Annotated in this window: 22 protein-coding genes; 11 read left to right on the top strand and 11 right to left on the bottom strand. The window is 42.2% G+C overall.

The window, feature by feature from the left end; translation table 11 throughout:
- Nucleotides 1-26: 26 nt before the first annotated feature.
- Nucleotides 27-1,259, bottom strand: a complete 1,233-nt coding sequence (ftsW, locus tag FKX92_RS01510) for a cell division peptidoglycan polymerase FtsW (protein ID WP_149565312.1) — start codon at nucleotides 1,257-1,259, stop codon at nucleotides 27-29.
- Between the two features lie 154 nt (nucleotides 1,260-1,413).
- Between ftsW and FKX92_RS01505 the strand changes: the two genes are divergently transcribed.
- The 6 genes from FKX92_RS01505 (at nucleotide 1,414) to lysS (ending at nucleotide 6,714) form a co-directional block, all read left to right on the top strand.
- Nucleotides 1,414-1,890, top strand: coding sequence for a glutathione peroxidase (locus FKX92_RS01505; RefSeq protein ID WP_149565311.1), 477 nt, complete (start codon nucleotides 1,414-1,416; stop codon nucleotides 1,888-1,890).
- A gap of 208 nt (nucleotides 1,891-2,098) precedes the next feature.
- Nucleotides 2,099-2,956: a glycoside hydrolase family 25 protein gene (locus FKX92_RS01500; protein WP_149565310.1), complete on the top strand. Its 858-nt coding sequence runs from the start codon at nucleotides 2,099-2,101 to the stop codon at nucleotides 2,954-2,956.
- 142 nt (nucleotides 2,957-3,098) lie between these two features.
- Complete coding sequence (locus FKX92_RS01495) at nucleotides 3,099-3,947, top strand: DUF368 domain-containing protein (RefSeq protein ID WP_187759357.1); 849 nt, start codon at nucleotides 3,099-3,101, stop codon at nucleotides 3,945-3,947.
- Nucleotides 3,940-4,425: an aminoacyl-tRNA deacylase gene (locus FKX92_RS01490; RefSeq protein ID WP_002920759.1), complete on the top strand. Its 486-nt coding sequence runs from the start codon at nucleotides 3,940-3,942 to the stop codon at nucleotides 4,423-4,425. The genes FKX92_RS01495 and FKX92_RS01490 overlap by 8 nt, the downstream gene beginning before the upstream one ends.
- 62 nt (nucleotides 4,426-4,487) lie before the next feature.
- Entirely contained in the window at nucleotides 4,488-5,123 is a 636-nt protein-coding gene (locus FKX92_RS01485; RefSeq protein ID WP_149565308.1) for a histidine phosphatase family protein, read from the top strand.
- 100 nt (nucleotides 5,124-5,223) lie between these two features.
- Complete coding sequence (gene lysS / locus FKX92_RS01480) at nucleotides 5,224-6,714, top strand: lysine--tRNA ligase (RefSeq protein ID WP_149565307.1); 1,491 nt, start codon at nucleotides 5,224-5,226, stop codon at nucleotides 6,712-6,714.
- 97 nt (nucleotides 6,715-6,811) lie between these two features.
- Here the strand turns inward: lysS and FKX92_RS01475 are convergent, their stop codons facing one another.
- Genes FKX92_RS01475 through FKX92_RS01465 form a run of 3 tightly spaced genes read right to left on the bottom strand, consistent with a single transcriptional unit; the run spans nucleotide 6,812 to nucleotide 9,925 of the window.
- A complete protein-coding gene (locus FKX92_RS01475; protein WP_149565306.1) occupies nucleotides 6,812-8,080 on the bottom strand; it encodes an ABC transporter permease in 1,269 nt (422 codons plus the stop codon).
- Nucleotides 8,080-8,778, bottom strand: coding sequence for an ABC transporter ATP-binding protein (locus FKX92_RS01470; RefSeq protein ID WP_002899969.1), 699 nt, complete (start codon nucleotides 8,776-8,778; stop codon nucleotides 8,080-8,082). Before FKX92_RS01470 ends, FKX92_RS01475 begins: the two co-directional genes overlap by 1 nt.
- Nucleotides 8,762-9,925: an efflux RND transporter periplasmic adaptor subunit gene (locus FKX92_RS01465; RefSeq protein ID WP_002931019.1), complete on the bottom strand. Its 1,164-nt coding sequence runs from the start codon at nucleotides 9,923-9,925 to the stop codon at nucleotides 8,762-8,764. Before FKX92_RS01465 ends, FKX92_RS01470 begins: the two co-directional genes overlap by 17 nt.
- A 209-nt stretch (nucleotides 9,926-10,134) precedes the next feature.
- On the opposite strand from FKX92_RS01465, the gene gorA reads away from it, so the two are divergent.
- Nucleotides 10,135-11,484: a glutathione-disulfide reductase gene (gene gorA / locus FKX92_RS01460; RefSeq protein ID WP_187759356.1), complete on the top strand. Its 1,350-nt coding sequence runs from the start codon at nucleotides 10,135-10,137 to the stop codon at nucleotides 11,482-11,484.
- 357 nt (nucleotides 11,485-11,841) lie between these two features.
- On the opposite strand, the gene FKX92_RS01455 is transcribed toward gorA, so the two are convergent.
- Nucleotides 11,842-12,573, bottom strand: coding sequence for a cyclase family protein (locus FKX92_RS01455; RefSeq protein ID WP_149565305.1), 732 nt, complete (start codon nucleotides 12,571-12,573; stop codon nucleotides 11,842-11,844).
- Nucleotides 12,574-13,044: 471 nt separating this feature from the next.
- Between FKX92_RS01455 and FKX92_RS01450 the strand changes: the two genes are divergently transcribed.
- The gene (locus FKX92_RS01450; protein WP_002913391.1) at nucleotides 13,045-13,590 is read left to right on the top strand and encodes a biotin transporter BioY; all 546 of its coding nucleotides are present in this window, start codon (nucleotides 13,045-13,047) and stop codon (nucleotides 13,588-13,590) included.
- Nucleotides 13,591-13,693: 103 nt separating this feature from the next.
- The gene (locus FKX92_RS01445; protein ID WP_149565304.1) at nucleotides 13,694-14,239 is read left to right on the top strand and encodes a biotin transporter BioY; all 546 of its coding nucleotides are present in this window, start codon (nucleotides 13,694-13,696) and stop codon (nucleotides 14,237-14,239) included.
- Nucleotides 14,240-14,263: 24 nt separating this feature from the next.
- Here the strand turns inward: FKX92_RS01445 and FKX92_RS01440 are convergent, their stop codons facing one another.
- A complete protein-coding gene (locus tag FKX92_RS01440) occupies nucleotides 14,264-14,476 on the bottom strand; it encodes a YdbC family protein (RefSeq protein WP_002897227.1) in 213 nt (70 codons plus the stop codon).
- A gap of 90 nt (nucleotides 14,477-14,566) precedes the next feature.
- Between FKX92_RS01440 and FKX92_RS01435 the strand changes: the two genes are divergently transcribed.
- Entirely contained in the window at nucleotides 14,567-14,923 is a 357-nt protein-coding gene (locus FKX92_RS01435; RefSeq protein ID WP_002897226.1) for a hypothetical protein, read from the top strand.
- Between the two features lie 26 nt (nucleotides 14,924-14,949).
- On the opposite strand, the gene FKX92_RS01430 is transcribed toward FKX92_RS01435, so the two are convergent.
- The 3 genes from FKX92_RS01430 to FKX92_RS01420 all read right to left on the bottom strand — a co-directional run bounded on the left by FKX92_RS01430 (nucleotide 14,950) and on the right by FKX92_RS01420 (nucleotide 17,788).
- Nucleotides 14,950-15,273, bottom strand: a complete 324-nt coding sequence (locus tag FKX92_RS01430) for a CHY zinc finger protein (protein ID WP_187759355.1) — start codon at nucleotides 15,271-15,273, stop codon at nucleotides 14,950-14,952.
- Between the two features lie 72 nt (nucleotides 15,274-15,345).
- Nucleotides 15,346-16,632, bottom strand: coding sequence for a peptidase U32 family protein (locus FKX92_RS01425; protein ID WP_149565302.1), 1,287 nt, complete (start codon nucleotides 16,630-16,632; stop codon nucleotides 15,346-15,348).
- A gap of 226 nt (nucleotides 16,633-16,858) precedes the next feature.
- Nucleotides 16,859-17,788, bottom strand: coding sequence for a peptidase U32 family protein (locus tag FKX92_RS01420; RefSeq protein ID WP_187759354.1), 930 nt, complete (start codon nucleotides 17,786-17,788; stop codon nucleotides 16,859-16,861).
- Between the two features lie 130 nt (nucleotides 17,789-17,918).
- Between FKX92_RS01420 and FKX92_RS01415 the strand changes: the two genes are divergently transcribed.
- Nucleotides 17,919-18,221, top strand: coding sequence for a DUF3270 family protein (locus FKX92_RS01415; RefSeq protein ID WP_002894977.1), 303 nt, complete (start codon nucleotides 17,919-17,921; stop codon nucleotides 18,219-18,221).
- 122 nt (nucleotides 18,222-18,343) lie between these two features.
- Here the strand turns inward: FKX92_RS01415 and FKX92_RS01410 are convergent, their stop codons facing one another.
- Together FKX92_RS01410 and FKX92_RS01405 are read right to left on the bottom strand one after the other, a co-directional pair.
- The gene (locus FKX92_RS01410; protein WP_002906111.1) at nucleotides 18,344-18,826 is read right to left on the bottom strand and encodes a YtxH domain-containing protein; all 483 of its coding nucleotides are present in this window, start codon (nucleotides 18,824-18,826) and stop codon (nucleotides 18,344-18,346) included.
- Between the two features lie 15 nt (nucleotides 18,827-18,841).
- Complete coding sequence (locus FKX92_RS01405; RefSeq protein ID WP_002894975.1) at nucleotides 18,842-19,240, bottom strand: DUF948 domain-containing protein; 399 nt, start codon at nucleotides 19,238-19,240, stop codon at nucleotides 18,842-18,844.
- Between the last annotated feature and the right edge of the window lie 26 nt (nucleotides 19,241-19,266).

The raw sequence follows: 19,266 nt of genomic DNA, 5'->3' as shown, positions 1-19,266 counted from the left end.
GCAACAACTGTTCACACGAACTGCGATTAAGATTCCTCAGACTGATCTTGTGCCTCCGCTTCCATCTGCTCATACAGGGCATCACGACGTTCGTTGGCATCAATATTGAGTACCAAGGCAATGGCTACTGACAAGACCAGAAGACTGTTCCCTCCTTGCGATAGGAAGGGGAAGGTTACTCCTGTAGAAGGAATGAGACCTGAGATACCACCGATATTGATGAAGGTCTGCATGAGTATCATACCGCCAATTCCCAAAGCCATCATGGAGTTAAATGGATTCTTGGCCCGAATCCCTACCAAGATAATTCTCAGAATCAGGAAAAAGAGTAAGGCTAAAATCAGACTGGCACCAAAGAAACCAAACTCTTCTATCACGATAGAAAATACAAAGTCTGTATGAGCTTCCGGTAAATAGCCACGCTTCTCAATAGAGTTACCCAAACCTAGACCAAACCAGCCGCCATTACTCATAGCATAATAGGAATTAGCCAATTGGTGGCCTGAACCAGACAAATCCTTGAAGGGATTAAAGAAAGCGCTGAAACGCTTGGCCACATACCCAAAGACTGGAATCTTGGCCACGCGCTCAACCCCAATCAACCAAATGCTCGCCAGAACCAAGCCGGAAACACTAACAATGGCTCCCAGCATCGTAGAAAACCATCGGTAGCCAATCCCGCTGACAGCTATCATTATCACGACGGTCAAAAATAGAATAGTCGCATTCCCAAGGTCTGGCATAATCGCTACAATCCCAATCAGAATAGCCACCATGGTCCGCCAGTCATTAAAGGCTTTAGGAAACCAATGGTTGTGAGTCAGGGCTTGATAGTCATAGACCTTTATCTCCTCCTGCCTCTTTGTGAAGCGAAAAGCTAGATACCAGACCAGAATAATCTTCAAATACTCCGCAGGCTGAATACTGAAAGCTCCAAGCCTCAGCCAACCATGAGCTCCGTTGATAGTCCCTGTTATAAAACGAGATAAGAGCAAGAGGATAATCTCAGCAAAGATAACTATAGTCAGGATGCCTCCTTTTTTCAGGAAACCCAAGCGGATTCTATATAGGAGCGCAATTATAAAGAGACTTATTACCCAAAAAATCCCCTGATTCAAGACCATGCCAAAACCATTTCCTCCGGCCTGAATCGAGGTAGGACTCGTCGTTGAATAGACCACAATCAATCCCAAAACAGATAAAATCAAATAGGGAATCAAGATGGAATAATTCAACAAGTGCTTCTTGTCAATTTTCATATTTCACCATTAAACTTCTAAAAATTCAATTCTCATTATACCACCTTTTGGATTGAAAAAAAAGCACTAGCGCAAAGACAGGGACAATCATGGCTTGCTTTGCCTTATTTATATAAAAATGTGATAAGATAGGAAGCAAACAAAGGAGGATAACATGACAGACATTTATGATATCGAAATCCAAAAACAAGACGGAAGTCCGCAAAAAATGAGTGATTATAAAGGAAAGATTCTGCTGATTGTCAATACAGCGACTGGCTGCGGCTTCACTCCTCAGTATCAAGAACTGCAGGAACTCTATGAGCGCTATCAGAAAGGCGGATTTGAAATCCTGGATTTCCCCTGCAATCAGTTTGGCCAGCAGGCTCCCGGAGACGCTGCAGAAATCAACAGCTTTTGCAGCCTTAACTACGGAACGACCTTTCCCAGATTTGCCAAGATTGATGTCAATGGTCCTCATACCGCTCCACTCTTTGACTGGCTCAAAAAAGAAAAGGGCGGTCTTCTGGGTGAGAAGATTAAATGGAATTTCACAAAGTTTCTGGTCAGCCGAGACGGAACAGTCATCAAACGCTTCTCTCCACAAACCTCTCCCCAAAAGATTGAAGAGCTCATTCAAAAGCTATTATAAAAGGTAAGAAAAAGCAAAATGATTTATCCAACGGCAACTCACCTTCCACAGCTTCGCTAATCTCTTAAAAAAAACAAGACATTTTGAGCTTTCAAAGCGTCTTGTTTTTGCATTATAATATTTCAATTATATTACATTTTATTCATTTTCCAGCAATTCTGGGGATATTTTTTGCTTTTTTATTTGTTTTAAGTTAAAATAAACCAGTATGAGGAAGAGGATTAAACCGCTTGCAATCCTAATTTTCTTTGCTTCTTTTATCGCTTTAATTTTGATAAGCAAGCAAATTACTGACTCTCAGGAAAAGCAAGCACAGGCAAAAATTTCACAAACTAAACAAACTCCAAGTTCCTCAAAAAAAGAGGAAACATCTGAAGATTCGTCCTTGGATGAAGAGTTTATTTCCAGACCAATCATTGACATTTCTGGCTGGCAGCTGCCAAGTGAGATTAATTACGACTTACTCGCACAGAATGTTTCAGGAGTAATTGTCCGTGTTCATAGTGGAGCGCAGGCCAAAAAAGAAAATGCAGCAACCCATCTGAATGGTCTGGACAAGTCTTATGAAAGACATATCAAAGAATTTCAAAAGCGTAACATCCCTGTCGCTGTCTATGCCTATGTAGCCGCCAATAGCAAAAAGGAAATGGAAAAAGAAGCTGAAAGTTTCTACAAGGCTTCTGCCAAGTACCATCCAACCTATTATTGGCTAGACGTGGAAGAAAAAACCATGTCCGACATGAATGCGGGAGTTGAAGCTTTCCGAGCCAAGCTAGAGTCACTTGGTGTTAAAAATATTGGTATCTATATTGGAACTTATTTTATGGAGGAGCATAGCATCTCTACCGATAAGTTCACAGCAATTTGGATTCCGACTTATGGTAATGACGATGGTTACTACAATGCCGCACCAAATACTGAGCAAGATTACGACTTGCACCAGTACACATCACAAGGTCAGCTGACTGGTTTCTCTCATTATCTTGATTTGAACCAGCTGTCAACCTTGAAAGACCAGACAGCTACCTATCAAAAGCTATTTACAGTTCCTAAAGAAAATCAATAGCTCAGAACGACAGCTCAAGTCTCAAAGACTGCTGTCGTTTTTTATTGTCACAAAATAGGAAATTTCCAGCCGTTTCCTCTTAATAAAGCCTATATTTTATGATATAATGATTTGATAAATGAAATTAGAAAAGGAAAATACAATGATTTCTTGGTTGAATAGAATTTTCAAAGGAATGGTCATTGCACTTGGCTTTATTTTGCCGGGAGTTTCAGGCGGTGTTTTAGCAGCTATCCTAGGTATTTACGAGCGCCTGATTCATTTTTTAGCCCATTTAAAAGAAAACTTCGTCGAAAATGTTCTCTATTTCATACCAGTTGGAATCGGAATGATTTTAGGAATTGCCGCTTTCTCCTATCCTGTCAATCTGCTGCTGGACAACTACAAAGTGATTGTCCTCTGGGGATTTGCGGGAGCCATTATTGGAACTGTTCCCAGCCTCATTAAAGAGTCTGTTGCTAAAAGTGAGCGTGATCGGGTTGATATTCTCGTTTTCTGGGTCAGCCTCATCCTCTCAGGAATCTTTCTTTATTCCTTAAATGGTATGGTCGGCACCTTGCCAGCTAACTTCCTCTCTTTTATCTTAGCAGGAGCCCTGATTGCACTGGGCATTTTAATTCCCGGACTCAGTCCGTCCAACCTTCTCCTGATTTTAGGACTCTATACCCCTATGCTGAATGGATTTCGCAAACTGGATCTCTTGGGAACCTTTCTTCCTATCGGAATCGGAGGCGCCTTAGCACTGATTCTCTTCTCTAAACTGATGGATCATATTTTGAAAAACTACTACTCTCGTGTCTATCACTTTATCATTGGCATTGTCCTATCCAGTACACTTCTCATTGTAGTGCCACAAGCAGGAAACAGTGAAAGCATAAGCTATCATGGAGTTTCTGTATTGACACTTGTCCTTGCAGCCTTTTTCTTCGGTCTGGGAACCTGGTTGGGTCTCTGGATGTCACAATTAGAAGAGAGATATACTAATGGCTAAAAAAACAAAAATCAAAAAAACTCTGGTCGAGCAAATTTTAAGCAAGGCTAAGATTGAACATAAAGGTCTGCAGTTAAATGCCTTAGCAGAACACCCAGCCGATGGTTTGGACCGTTCGCAGATTTATAAAACTTTAGCCTTGACAGGAGACAAGACTGGCACACTGATTGGTATCCTGCCTATCACAGAACATCTATCTGAAAAGAAAATGGCCAAGATTTCCGGCAATAAAAAAGTCAGCATGATTCCCCAGAAAGACTTGGAAAAGACAACAGGCTATATCCACGGAGCCAACAATCCTGTCGGTATCCGTCAAAAGCACAACTTTCCAATCTATATCGACCAGTCAGCTCTAGAGAGAGATAGCATCATCGTGTCTGCTGGCGAAGTCGGCCGCAGTATCGAAATCAAGGCTCAAGATTTAGCAGATTTTGTTCAAGCTGACTTTGCGGACCTTAAGGAAAATCCTGGCTCATAATTCTTCAACACTGCACCTAATATTCTCAATAAACTCTAACAAGAAAGAAACAATCAACCACTATGAAATTATACTTTGTCCGACACGGAAGAACGGAATGGAATCAGGAAGGCCGCTTTCAGGGAGCCAGCGGTGATTCGCCACTGCTGCCAACCGCCGTTGAAGAACTGCATACCCTAGGAAAACATCTGGCTCAGACACAATTTGGAAAAATTTTCAGCAGCGACCTCCCACGCGCCATTCGCTCTGCTGAGATTATTCAAAAAGAAAGCCAGTTTCCGACTGAAATCGTATCAGTACCTGAACTGCGAGAATGGCAGTTGGGAAAACTAGAAGGCGCAAAAATTTCTACCATTGAAGCCATCTATCCACATCAGATGGCTGCCTTCCGCCACAACCTTTCGCAATTTAATCATACTTTTTTTGACGCTGAGTCGGTTTATCATACAACCCACCGGACCATTTCCTTCATCAAGACCTTAAAGGACAAGGACTATGAACAAGTGCTCATTGTCGGGCACGGAGCCAACTTAACCGCCAGCATTCGTACTATGCTAGGCTATGACACACCTCTCCTGCGCAAGAATGGCGGCCTGACCAATGCCAGCATCACTATCCTTGAAACAGAAGACTTTGAGAATTTTGAGCTGATCACTTGGAATAATACGGATTACTTACTTGAAAAGGCAGAAAATTAAAGCTGGATTTCTAGCTTTTTTTCTTACTTTATAGCCAAATATAGATGAATTTCCCTATCTTTTATGATAAAATAGGTAGGAAAACTTTTGGAGGAAAAACATGACTACTGAACATATTGAGGAATTAAACGACCAGCAGATTATCCGCCGTGAAAAAATGGCTGCGCTGGCTGAGCAGGGAATTGACCCTTTTGGCAAACGCTTTGAGCGGACTGCTAACTCTGCTCAACTAAAAGAAAAATACAACGATAAAGATAAAGAAGAATTAAACGAACTCAATGAAACAGCTATTATCGCCGGCCGTCTCATGACCAAGCGCGGCAAAGGAAAGGTTGGCTTTGCCCACATCCAAGATCGTGAAGGCCAAATCCAGATTTATGTGCGTAAGGATGCTGTTGGTGAAGAAAATTATGAAATCTTCAAAAAGGCGGACTTAGGGGATTTCCTCGGTATCGAAGGTGAGATTATGCGGACAGATATGGGGGAGCTTTCTATCAAGGCTACCCACCTTACTCATCTATCTAAGGCTCTGCGTCCCCTGCCTGAAAAATTCCACGGCCTGACAGATGTCGAAACCATCTACCGTAAGCGTTATTTGGACTTGATTTCCAACCGCGAAAGCTTTGAACGCTTTGTCACTCGTTCAAAAATCATCTCAGAAATCCGCCGTTACTTAGATGGGCAAGGTTTCCTTGAAGTTGAAACTCCTGTTCTCCACAATGAAGCAGGCGGTGCTGCTGCTCGTCCATTTATCACCCACCACAATGCCCAAAATATTGACATGGTACTGCGTATTGCAACCGAGCTTCACCTTAAACGTCTTATCGTTGGTGGTATGGAGCGAGTTTATGAGATTGGCCGTATCTTCCGTAACGAAGGAATGGACGCAACTCACAATCCAGAGTTCACTTCCATCGAGGTTTACCAAGCCTATGCAGATTTCCAAGATATCATGGACTTGACGGAAGGTATTATCCAACATGCTGCTGTCTCTGTAAATGGAGATGGACCAATCAACTACCAAGGAACTGAAATCAAGATTAATGAACCATTTAAACGCGTTCACATGGTTGACGCCATCAAGGAAATTACTGGTGTTGATTTCTGGCAAGATATGAGCTTTGAAGAAGCTGCTGCCTTGGCTAAAGAAAAGAAAGTTCCGCTTGAAAAACACTTCACTGAAGTCGGCCATGTTATCAACGCTTTCTTTGAAGAATTTGTGGAAGAAACCTTGATTCAGCCAACCTTTGTCTACGGTCACCCTGTAGCAGTGTCACCTCTGGCCAAGAAAAATCCAGAAGATCCACGCTTCACGGACCGTTTCGAGCTCTTCATCATGACCAAAGAATATGCCAATGCCTTCACCGAGTTGAACGATCCAATCGATCAATTATCTCGTTTTGAAGCTCAAGCTAAAGCTAAAGAACTTGGCGATGACGAAGCAACTGGCATTGACTATGACTTTGTCGAAGCTCTGGAATACGGTATGCCACCAACTGGAGGCCTAGGAATCGGTATTGACCGGCTGGTTATGTTACTAACAGACGTGACTACCATTCGAGATGTCCTGCTCTTCCCAACGATGAAATAATCTGTATTTTATACGATATCAAAAAACAAATCCTACTGGAATACCAGAAGGATTTTTACATCACAAAAAAGTCTGGGAAACCAGACTTTTTGTTGTATTATTCATATCTCAGTGCTTCAATTGGATCCAGTTTGGAGGCCTTATTGGCAGGTAAGATTCCGAAGAGAACACCGATGGTTGCTGAGAAGAGAAGGCTGACGATGCTGACTGGTAGAGATACCGTTACTGGTGTTCCTTCCAGCATTTGACTCATGGCCGAGCCTAGTACAGACGCAAGTCCTGCAGCTAGAAGCAGTCCAATCAACCCACCAATCAGTGTCAAAATCATAGACTCAATCAAAAATTGCATCAGTATGTTGCCACGTGTTGCTCCCAGAGCTTTTCGAAGACCGATTTCACGAGTCCGCTCAGTGACCGATACCAACATGATATTCATAACGCCGATGCCACCAACAAAAAGTGAGATTCCGGCGATTGCACCGATAACTCCTGTCATAGCACCATAAATATTTTGTACTTCCTGATAGAGGGCACTATCGTCTGTCACTTGATATTCTCCCTGTTGGAGACCAGCAATTTCTGTTAATTTCTTGGCAACCTTAGGCCCAAGTTCTGGAACTAAGCTAGTGTCATTCACTCGGAGAACAATCTCTGAAATCTCATCTACTCCAAAGTTAGCAGCTATGAGAGTATTGGTCGTAATGGCATTGCCACCATAGACCTGCATGGAGCCAGATGCGGCAGCAGTTTCAGGATCTCTATAAACCCCAATCACCCGATAGTTACTTGCACCCACTGTCACAATCTTATTGATTGCTTCTTCAGCGGAAGAAAAGAGGGTAGCAGCTAAATCTTCGTCCAGCAGCACAACACTGGCAAAGCCTTGATAGTCTTGCTGCCTCAAAGCACGACCAGCAATGATTTTGTATTTTTTCACCTGAATATAGGTCATGTTTGCGCCGACAAAATTGACGCGCTCAGCCTTCTTATTTTCATAGCTAAAGGTTTCCATAGCAGAGTTGGTCACATAGTATCCGTCCACTCCCTTGATATGGGTTAATTCCTTAACCCAGGCTTCCTGGGCCTTGGGTGGCTCCACCACTTCTTCGCTTTCATCTTCTACATTTACTGAATAGAGATCAGCCGTTTGTGTGTAGGATCCGTCTTTGCTCTTTTTAGGAGAAAAGACGAGACGCATATTTTTCTGACTTTTGGTAAAACTCTCATTGACCCGCCGGGTAATGGAATCTCCTAAGGCCATGATAACCACAACCGAAGCCACTCCGATAATAATCCCAATCATGGTCAGGAAAGACCGCATCTTATGTCCAAGAATGGAGCTAATGGCAAATTTCCAGTTTTGCATTAGGCTAGTCCTCCTTCCTTAGCGCTATCAGATGAGATGACGCCGTCACGAATGACAATCTGCCGTTTGGCATAGGCAGCAATCTCAGGCTCGTGGGTTACCATGATAATGGTTTTCCCTTCTCGATTGAGCTCAGTTAAGAGCTCCATAATCTGCTCACCAGTCTTGGTATCCAAGGCCCCCGTCGGTTCGTCAGCCAGAATCAGCGAAGGATTATTGACCAAAGCACGCGCAATGGCTACCCGTTGCTTCTGTCCTCCGGAAAGCTCTGAAGGCAGGTGATGCATCCGCGTGTCCAGCTCCACCTTGGTCAGAAACTGCTCGGCCAAGGACTTACGTTTAGATTGACCGACACCTGCATAGATCAAGGGCAGTTCCACATTTTGCAAGGCATTAAGCTTAGACAAGAGAAAGAACTGCTGGAAGACAAAGCCAATTTGCTTATTTCGAACCTTGGCTAGCTTCTTATCACCTAGCTTAGCTACTTCTTCGCTTCCTAGATGGTATTCACCAGTTGTCGGACGATCCAGCATCCCAATAATATTCATCAGAGTAGACTTACCAGATCCAGACGGTCCCATGATAGCAACAAACTCGCCTTCTTCAACCTCCAGACTGATGTCTTTTAATACCTGCAGTTCCTGGTCTCCATTGCGATAGCTCTTATTAATATTTTTTAACTCAATTAGCTTCTTCATAAGATTTCACCTCTTGACCGTCTTTCAAGCTATCTGTCGGATTGATGATAACTTTACTATCCTTTGTCAAACCAGATGAGATTTCTTGATTTTCAGCATCAGCATTTCCGAGCGTTACTTCTGTCTTCTTAGCAACTCCTTTTTCCAGGACCCAAACATAGTTCTTGTCTCCGTCCATTACCACACTGCTGACTGGCACAATGAGTCCCTGAGTATTGTTTTTAACTTCGATATTGACAGAGAAGCCCTGCTTGAGCTCACCAATCTCGCTGGTGATGTCAATTGTAAATGGATATTTAGAACCTGAAGCTGTTCCGCTACCACCTGTTCCAGATGGTTGAGCTGCTGCCTGCTGGCCGTCTTTTGGATAGTTGGAAATGTAGCTGATTTTACCAGTCCATTTCTTGTCTGGGTAAACCTTTGATGTAATGGTCACTTCTTGACCGACAGACAAGTTAGCCAGGTTGTATTCGGACAATTCTCCCTTAATTTGCAGATTACCATTGCTAACGATGTGAACCAAGGTTTGAGTAGCACCTGTTGTTGATTTTGAAACATCACGGTTGACTTCTACGACCGTACCATCTGCAGTGCTTGTCACTGTTAAGGCATTGAGAGTAGCTTGCGCTTTATTCATATTATCAACTGCATCAGCTCGAGCATCGCGCAGGTCAGCTGCCTGTGACTCGACAGAACGCTGAGCCTGAGCTTCAGACGCCCCATCTGCTTCTTCGTCGCCAGTCGTATTTACAGTCACACCATTGGTTTGCAAGTCATGCAATTGACGATCGGCTTTGCTAACCGCCCGAGCAGCTGCATCGTAAGCTGCCTGAGCCTCTGCACTTTTATAAGTGACCAACGCTTGACCGGCAGTCACCTGGTCGCCTACATTGACCAGTACATTTTCCAAGTCACCCTTGGTGCTGTCATAGTAGATGTACTGCTCATTGCTGGCTGTGACATTTCCTGTCAGTAAGACTGAAGAAGCCACTGACCCTTCCTTGGCCTTCTGAACCAGCGGAGTCGTATCAACAGGCATCTCAGAAGGATTCCCTCCATTTAAAAACATGAAGAGAATTGCTCCTGCAACAACTGCAATCGTAGCTCCAATAATGCTAAATAATTGCCATTTCTTTAACTTTTTCATCTCTTTTCCTCCTCTTGATGAAAACGATTTTCTTTTGTTTTATTATATCACAAGGCTATCATAATTCTTCTAAAAAAATTTACAGTTTTTCGCAAATGGTTGCTATTTTATCTCAGATAGTCACTCCACTTAAATCCGTAGCAGATTTTTGCATTCACCTGCTAAAAAAGGTACAATTACCTCATATAATAGAAGGAGATTCTAACACAATGAAAGAATTTGATATGATTGCTATTGGCGGTGGCAGCGGGGGAATTGCTACCATGAATCGGGCCGGCGAATACGGTGCCAAGGTTGCCGTTATTGAAGAAAAGAAACTGGGTGGCACCTGTGTCAATGTCGGCTGTGTCCCAAAGAAGATTATGTGGTACGGCGCCCAAATAGCTGAAGCTATCCATCATTATGGACCAGACTACGGATTTACCTCTGATAATCAAACTTTTGATTTTGCTACCCTTCGGAAAAATCGTGAAGCTTATATTGACCGAGCACGTTCATCCTACGACGGTAGCTTCAAGCGGAATGGTGTCGAGCTAATCGAAGGCCGTGCCCGCTTTGTGGATGCAAACACTGTCCAAGTCAACGGTGAGCTTATTCGTGCCAAGCACATTGTCATCGCGACCGGTGCTCATGCAGCTATCCCAAATATCCCTGGCGCAGGCTACGGAGAAAATTCTGACGATGTCTTTGCTTGGGAAGAATTACCTGAATCTGTGGCTATTGTCGGAGCTGGCTATATAGCTGTTGAACTAGCTGGCGTGCTCCATGCTCTGGGAGTCAAAACAGACCTTTTTGTCCGTAAGGATCGGCCACTGCGCAACTTTGACAGCTATCTGATTGACGGTTTACTCCAAGAAATGGAAAACTCTGGACTCCAGCTTCATACCCATAAGATTCCACAAAAGCTGGAAAAACTTCCTGATGGTCAGCTCAAACTCTACTTTGAAGATGGCAGCAGCCACACAGCCCAGCATGTTATTTGGGCAATTGGTCGTAAGCCAAATGTTCAAGATCTTAATCTGGAAGCAGCTGGCGTTACTCTCAATGAACGTGGCTTCATCGCTGTAGATGAGTATCAAAACACTGTGGTTCCTGGCATCTATGCTCTAGGCGATGTAACAGGTGAAAAAGAATTAACCCCTGTTGCTATCAAGGCTGGACGGACCCTGTCTGAGCGTCTTTTCAACGGCAAAATAGATGCTAAGATGGACTACTCAACTATTCCAACCGTCGTCTTCTCCCATCCCGCTATTGGAACAGTCGGCCTAACTGAGGTAGAGGCTGTTAAGACTTACGGAGCTGAAAATATCCACGTTTACACATCTAGCTTCACATCCATGTATTCAGCTGTCACCCAGCACCGCCAACAGGCCAAGTTCAAGCTTATCACTGCCGGTGAGGATGAAAAGGTCGTTGGCCTACACGGCATTGGCTACGGAGTAGACGAGATGATTCAAGGTTTCGCTGTTGCTATCAAGATGGGCGCTACCAAGGCTGACTTTGATGCTACAGTTGCTATTCACCCGACAGGTTCCGAAGAATTCGTGACCATGCGATAAAAAATTCAAAATCAGAAGAGGTTTGGTATTCCAGCCTCTTTTTGACTTCTGCTACCATTTTATAATAAAGATATTGACCGTTCCATAACCTAATCTTTCATTTTACAGACGAATCTTACATTTTTGTAAGATTGTAAATTTTAGCTATTTCATCTTCATTTGATATTCCTTTCAAATATCAGTCTAATGGAAGAAATTCAGATTTTTTCCAGACCATAGACTACTACATCACTATTTTAAAAGGTAAATTGTCAAATATCCATCAAGAAATTCCAAAAATTATGAAAAACGAGCGTTGTTTTTTTGCTTATTATAGACGATAAAGGGCCTGAAATGAAATCTCAGACTCCTTTTTCTTTATGGTAAAATAGCTACAGCTCTAACTGGTGAACCGCTGGCTTGATGCCAGTTGGGAAAACTAATCGAGATGAGAGCACCCTTAGCCGGCAGCTGATCCAGATTGGTCATAACTTCTAGCTGATAAATGTCCTGCTCCAAAAGATAGTATTCATTAAGCAATCCATGCTCTGCTGTAGGAATACCCGCATCTGTATCAAAGGTTTCGTGACCTACCGCCTTAACAACACGCTCATGGATAAGGAACTCTAGAGCATCCTGTCCCCACCCAGGAGTATGCTGAATCTCCTGATCATCCAGATTGCGCATAGCTGATTGACTCGGCCAACGCTTGGACCAGTCTGAGCGAAAAGCAACAAACGTTCCTGGCTCAATCTGCCCGTGCTCCGCTTCAAAATCTAAAATATCCTGCTTGCCCAGAATAAAGTCTGGATTCTCTGCTACTTCCTTAGACTTATCAATAACCACCAAAGGCAGGAAAAGATCTTTTAGTTCAATCTCTTCCAACCAGCGACCACCCTCCACAAAGTGAATCGGAGCATCAATATGAGTCCCGTACTGGCCAACTACAGAAAACTGCTGAACATGAAAACCGTCTTTCAAAGTGAAAATATCCTTCTTCTCCAAGGCAGGCAGAGCTGGAAAATGCGGACTATCTTCCTTGATCTGATGGGACAAGTTAACCCATTTTTTCTCCAGTAGTTCCTGATAAATTTTTAATAAATCTGTCATAGCCTTCTCCAATCTAGTCAGTCTTGCTTTGGGAAGATGTTGATTACGCACCCACACCTCTAGCAAAAACTCTCATTTACTTTTGCATTATTATATCAATCAAAGTGTGCTGCTGCAATTCTTTATAGCACTTTTAGATAATCCTTTTTTATTGATAAGAATATAGTTTGAAGCTATAGCTAATTTTTCTAATGAAGCCTATTCAAACATTGAAAATTTTGATATGATAGTACAAAGCAATCCAGAAATGAGGAAAACTGATGAGTAAAACAAAAAAACTTCTTGCGGCCTTGGGCATCCTTTTCTTTAATATTTTTGGTCTTATCGCCTTCATCGTCTTGCTCATCAGAAGCAAGAAACGAAAATAAGAATCTGCTTATATAATTGTCTCGTCCGATTAAGAAGGACTTGACTTTTTTTTATTTAGCTTTTAAAATAGTTACCATAGAATTAAAAAGAGGTTTACTATTTATGAACAAGAACAAAGCATTTCTTCTTGCCCTCCCGGCTATCGGAGCTGCCTTCCTAGCTGTCCTGTCCCAATTAACTATTTCCATCGGCCCTGTTCCCATCACGCTGCAGACTTTTGCTGTCGGTTTGATTGCAACGATTTTCAAACCTCGCGAAGCTGTTCTGTCAGTCTTTATTTATCTGCTGCTGGGAGCTATTGGTCTGCCGGTCTTTGCTGGAGGAAGCGGTGGTTTCCAGGCTCTCTTGGGCCCAAGCGCCGGCTATCTCTGGTTCTACTTACTCTTTGCCTTTGTGACATCCAGTCTGACCCATAAGGACAGTCCTTTCTATATGGTTTTTATAGCCAATGTATTGGGTGATGCTCTCGTCTTTGTCGGTGGTATCCTAGGACTCCATTTTTTGGGAGGCTTTGATTTCTCTAAGTCGGTCGCGGTTGGTCTTACTCCTTTTATCCTGCCAGACTTGCTAAAAATGGTTGTCATCACCATCATCAGCATCCCTATTTTTAAGAGTCTGAAATTTCATCCCTACTTTTCAGAGAAATAAGAATCTGTCTGTATATTTGTCTCGTCCGATTAAGAAGGACTTGACTTTTTTTTATTTAGCTTTTAAAATAGTTACCATAAAATTAAAAAGAGGTTTACTATTTATGAACAAGAACAAAGCATTTCTTCTTGCCCTCCCAGCAATCGGAGCTGCCTTCCTAGCTGTCCTATCCCAATTAACTATTTCCATTGGCCCCGTTCCCATCACGCTGCAGACTTTTGCTGTCGGTTTGATTGCAACGATTTTCAAACCTCGCGAAGCTGTTTTATCAGTCTTTATTTATCTGCTGCTGGGAGCTATTGGCCTACCGGTCTTTGCTGGAGGGAGTGGTGGTTTCCAGGCTCTCTTGGGCCCAAGCGCCGGCTATCTCTGGTTCTACTTATTCTTTGCACTTGTGACATCCAGTCTGACCCATAAGGACAGTCCTTTCTATATGATTTTTATAGCCAATGTATTGGGTGATGTTCTCGTCTTTGTCGGTGGTATCCTAGGCCTCCATTTCTTAGGAGGATTTGATTTCTCTAAGTCGGTCGCGGTTGGCCTAACTCCTTTTATCCTGCCTGACTTGCTAAAAATGGTTGCCATCACCATAATCAGCATTCCTATTTTTAAGAGTCTGAAATTCCATCCCTACTTTTCAGAGAAATAGAAAAAACTGATAGAGCTTTCTCTATCAGTTTTTAAATGCATCTACGAGAACTTGGAATTCTTCATTGGAAAGTGTAATTCCCTTGCCCATCTTACTGTGATCTGGACTCCAAGTCCGAATATCATACTTAGCTGGCGCTCCGTTAAAGCTAACGCGGTTGAGTTCCTTGGTCCAGCCCTTGTCATTTTCAGACAAGACCAGAAGTTTTTCTTCGATTTCGAATGTAAATTCAGCCATATTTCACCTCTTGTTTTATTTTCCAACTAATAATTCGTAAAAGAATTTACAATTTAGGGAATTTTGTTATATAATATATTGTAACAAGTTATGGAGATTTTAGCTATGAAAAAATATCTCGAAATGATTTTACAAAGAGCCAACGAATTTATCAGTGGCAAAAAGAATGAACAAGGACCAGAGGACAGTGGCCGCATCCTGCGTACCATTGAGCTAGCTCTGCGTAAACAATCTGGTGTCCACGTTATCTTTCTGGACAAAAGCTTCACTGGTGACATTGTTAAATACGATCGCGAGCGCCAGCAGCTGATTATCAAAAATTTCAAGAAAAGTATGACCACTATTATCCGCGTGCAAGACATCAAGCGAATCAGTCTCGTACCCAATAATATCCGTGAAGCCCAAAAGAAGGACATTCGCATCACCAACCGTCGTTTCAAAAGATAACTCTTCTATCCAGCTGGATGGAAGAGTTATTTGTTTGTCTGAAAATAAATTGATCGATGCTTTTTGCATCCTGGATTAAAAGGATGAGTACAGATAGGACAAGCATCCTCACAGCCAAGATACTGGGAAATAGTCAACTCTGTCCTGCAATGACCACAAAGGACTACTCGATCTTCTGACCGACTCACAGGATAGGCCATAAAAGAATGGTCTTCGTAGCGGTCATGACAGAGAAAGCAAGGATAGTATTTCTGACAAGCAAAGCACTTAAGAGCTATGATATCTTTCTCACTGTGATAATGCTGGCAGCGAGTCTCCTCATCAAGAATATCTCCGTAAACCTGAATCATGCCACTTCCTCTCTGATAACCTGTATTCATAAAGATGGCTTTTAGATTAAAAAGCCATCTATGAATATAAGATTAAGCTCGAACGGTCACGCTAGTGCCATCTTCCTTGTAAAGATTAATCAAGCCTTCCTTGCGAGCCCGCACCATATCGCCAGCCTCTACAGGCTGCTCCAAGTGAATGGTCAGAAGCTCCATCGGATTAGGAGCCCGATCAATTTTGTTACCATCAGCATCTCGAAGGTCTGTGATAAAGGATTCAAAATGACGGAAGCCCGGTCCGTAAAATTCAACCTGATCCCCTTCGTGAATAACATTGCGCTGACGAATAGTCGCTGTCTGACTGTCTGCGTCATAGGCTACTACTTCTGCTACAAATTTGTATTCTGGAATCTTGCGTCGCGCTCCGAAAAGCTGCTCATTTTCAGTTGGAGTATGATAGTAGAATCCAGTGGCCAATTCGCGTTGAGCAACCTTCCACATCTCATCGACCAAGTCCTGCTTGATAGCTTCAAACTTTTCAGGACTTTCTAGATAAGCGTTCACTGCTGCTTTATAGCAGTTAGTCACCGTAGAAACATAATGAATAGACTTCATCCGTCCCTCAATCTTCAAGCTATCTACTCCATTTTCAATCATATCTGGTATGCGGTCAATCATGGACATATCAACTGCGGACATAGAAAATTCTTCTGGAACTTCACCCTTCAAGCTCTTACGTTCTTGTCCAAAAGGCATGTCGTAGAGGTCGTATTTCCAACGGCAGGATTGCGAGCAGCCTCCACGATTGGCATCGCGCATACTCATGTGGTTGGATAACGTACAGCGTCCAGAGTAGGAAATACACATTGCTCCATGAACAAAGGCTTCTATTTCAACGTCAGTCCGTCGGCGAATTTCAGCCAGCTCAGCCATTGACACTTCGCGAGCTAGGACAACGCGAGTTAGTCCTAGATTTTTCCAGAACTCCAGCGTTTCATAGTTGGTCGCACTGGCCTGAGTCGATAGGTGGATTTCCAGACCAGGTGCTTCTGATGCTGCAATAGCAATCAAAGCTGGATCTGAAACAATGACAGCCGCAATCCCGATGTCTCGCAAACGGCGGAACCACTCACCAGCTCCCTCTTCATTTCCCTCGTGCATGACCATATTGGCCGCGACATAGACCTTAGCACCATAACTAGCCGCAAACTGAACCCCTTCTTCCATCTGTTCAAAGGTAAAGTTCCCAGCCCGGCTGCGCAGACCATAGGCTTGTCCGCCAATAAAAACAGCATCTGCTCCATATCGAACAGCTACTTTTAGCTTCTCCAAAGTACCAGCAGGTGATAACACCTCTGGTCGTTTCAACTTTCTTGCCATCATTTTCTCCTATTTGCAATATAAAAGTGTTGATGTCTAATCCTTATTATTTTATAGTAATTTACCCCTAAAAGCAAGGTTCTTTGAATTATTTTCACAATTCTAATTTTTAGATTATTCGAATTAATTCAAAAAAATAGTTTAAAACATCTATTTTTTAGTTCTACTTTATCAATGTTTTTTGTTCTCAAAAAAGAACTCCTAAAAAGAGTTCTCGTTTCTAATTTTATTTTACCATATCAGGGTCATAGTCATAAAATCCGGTATCGAGAAAACGATTTTTCGGATGCAGTTTATGAATCGCCTCATCCAGCACAAAGGCTTGATCTGAGCTAAACTTGCCTGCTTCAATCAAATCTCTCGCCTCAACAAAAATCTTAGCAATCTCAACAAAGTTGTGACCTGGCGTGTATAGACCTTCTAGCTTCCAGTGACAGAAGCCATGGTCAACCAACTCTATCAGCTTGGTCATCAAATCCAAGTCATTATTGGCAAAAATATGAGTACCATGATTGTCCTCAAAAATTGAATAATGACTCTGCGGATCGCTTGGTTCTGCCAAAAAGAGGTCCCGTTCTCTCGTCTTCTCATCATAGATATGAGTAAAATTATAGTAATTTTGCAAAAGAGGACGCTTGGAGTGATGGATGACACTAGCCCCATAGACCAAGACTTCAGCAGGAATTTCCAGAATCTCTGGCATCTTAAAAAGCTCTGCAGAAGGAATCTCACGCGCTAGGACAGCTTCTGAAACTCCAGCGTTCTTAGCCCAAAAGTTAATCTGACGGCTGCTGGTAACCATGGTCGATGCGTCGTAAATGGTTTTTAATTTATAGCCATCGCGCTGCAGCACATAGAAAACACCAGCATCTCCAACCGTAATATAATCTGCCCCAATCTCCTGCAAGAAATCAAGGTAAGGCTTAATATTATCCATCATTTCCTGATGCATGAGCGCGTTCACCGCAACAGTCAACCCTTTTCCTGCTTGGTGAACCAAGTCAGAAATTCGAGTTAATTCGTCTAAACTAAAATTATGAGGCAACCGAAGGCCATAATTTTTCTCACCGACATAAATTCGATCGACATTTGCCTCTAAAAGTTCCTCAACTTGTTCTATACTTTCAGCTGTTGCTGTAATAATTATCTTTTTCATACAACCATTATAGCAAAAAAATATAAAGGAGTGGTTTTTCATTCGAATTTATTCGTTTTGTAATCCTTTTGTAATATTTAAAACTGCAAAAAAATGGTAGAATTAGAGGGTACTGTAAGGAGAGAGAATTATGCACGTAAGAAAATACCAACAATATGATGACCCAACTGACTACTACTACCAAGAAATTGAATCTGAACAAACACCACTCTATCAAGAATACCTACCTGAAGCGGAAACATCACCAAGATTAAGCGAACTCTTTTTCTTCTTAAATATTGCTGTTTTCTGTGTCTTGACAGTTTTGTTTAGCTTTGTATTTTTGAGTTTAAAAATGAATACATTTATGTCCTTCACTTTGGCCATTGCTTCTAGCCTGATTAGCATTCAATCTTATCGCCTGTTCGCAAAGAAACGCCAAACTAGCAAATAAACCAACCTTGTGATTCTACGATTTTAAAATATAAGAAAAAACCGAAGATGCTTTCTATCCTCGGTTCTTTTTTTCGTTCTTGCAAACAAAGAAGACTAGCAATTTTGCTAATCTTCTTTATTTTATTTTTCTTCTTGATTATCAGTTTCAGCAGTCTTTTCTTCTTGACCTTCTGTCGCTTCTGCTCCGAAGTCAATTATGATTTCTTCTGAAGGTTCCTCTTCTTCCTCTTGGAAGATCACAGGCTCTTCCTCTGCAAAGTTACTTTCTTCTTTATCAAATTTTTCTTTGATTTCGTTAAACTTATCTTGCGAGTAGTCCACGACTGATTTTGTCGTTTCTTTGACAGATTCGATGACTGTTTCAGTTGTAATCTCGCCTTTCTCAACTTTTTCCTTGGTTTGTTGAATTGCGCTGACAGCTTGATTTGAAAAGTCTTTAGCAGACTGAACGACAGCTTCGTGAATATCATCAGGATTTTCTTGGTATTCCTTAACAAAGTCCCGAACCTTATCTGTCGTTTCCTTTCCTTTCTTACTGGTCAGAAAATAGGCAGCAGCTGCACCTGTAACGGCGCCCAATAACAGTGATGAAAATTTTCCCATAATAGACCTTCTTTCTTATTTTTTAAACAATTTTGAAGCAAAACGCAAAGCAGATAAACCAGCTGTTGTCTTGACAGATCCCTTGCCAACAGACACAGCTTTTTTACTCAGCGTGCGCGCCTGAACGTTTAAATCTGAAACAGACTCAGACAGGTCCGCTACAGCTGTAAACAAAGGATCAATAGTTGCGACTTTTTGATTGATGTCGTCAGTTAAGACATTGACCTTGGCCAGTAAATCATTGGTTTGGTGAAGGGTCACATTGACATCAGAAGTCAAAACCTTGATGGTATTTTCTGTTTCATCAAGCATCTTACCAGCTTTCTCGCCCAGATTTTTGACAGTAATCGTCAAATAAATCACGAAGATAATAAGGGCAACCGCCAGTAAAGCATAAGCAATTTCAATTATCATATTTATCTCCTTTCATCGCAGACATC

This window comes from Streptococcus sanguinis, assembly GCF_008329445.1.
GTDB lineage: Bacteria > Bacillota > Bacilli > Lactobacillales > Streptococcaceae > Streptococcus > Streptococcus sanguinis_O.
Note: the sequence above shows the minus strand (reverse complement) of the source record. Positions and strands in the feature narration are given on the sequence as shown.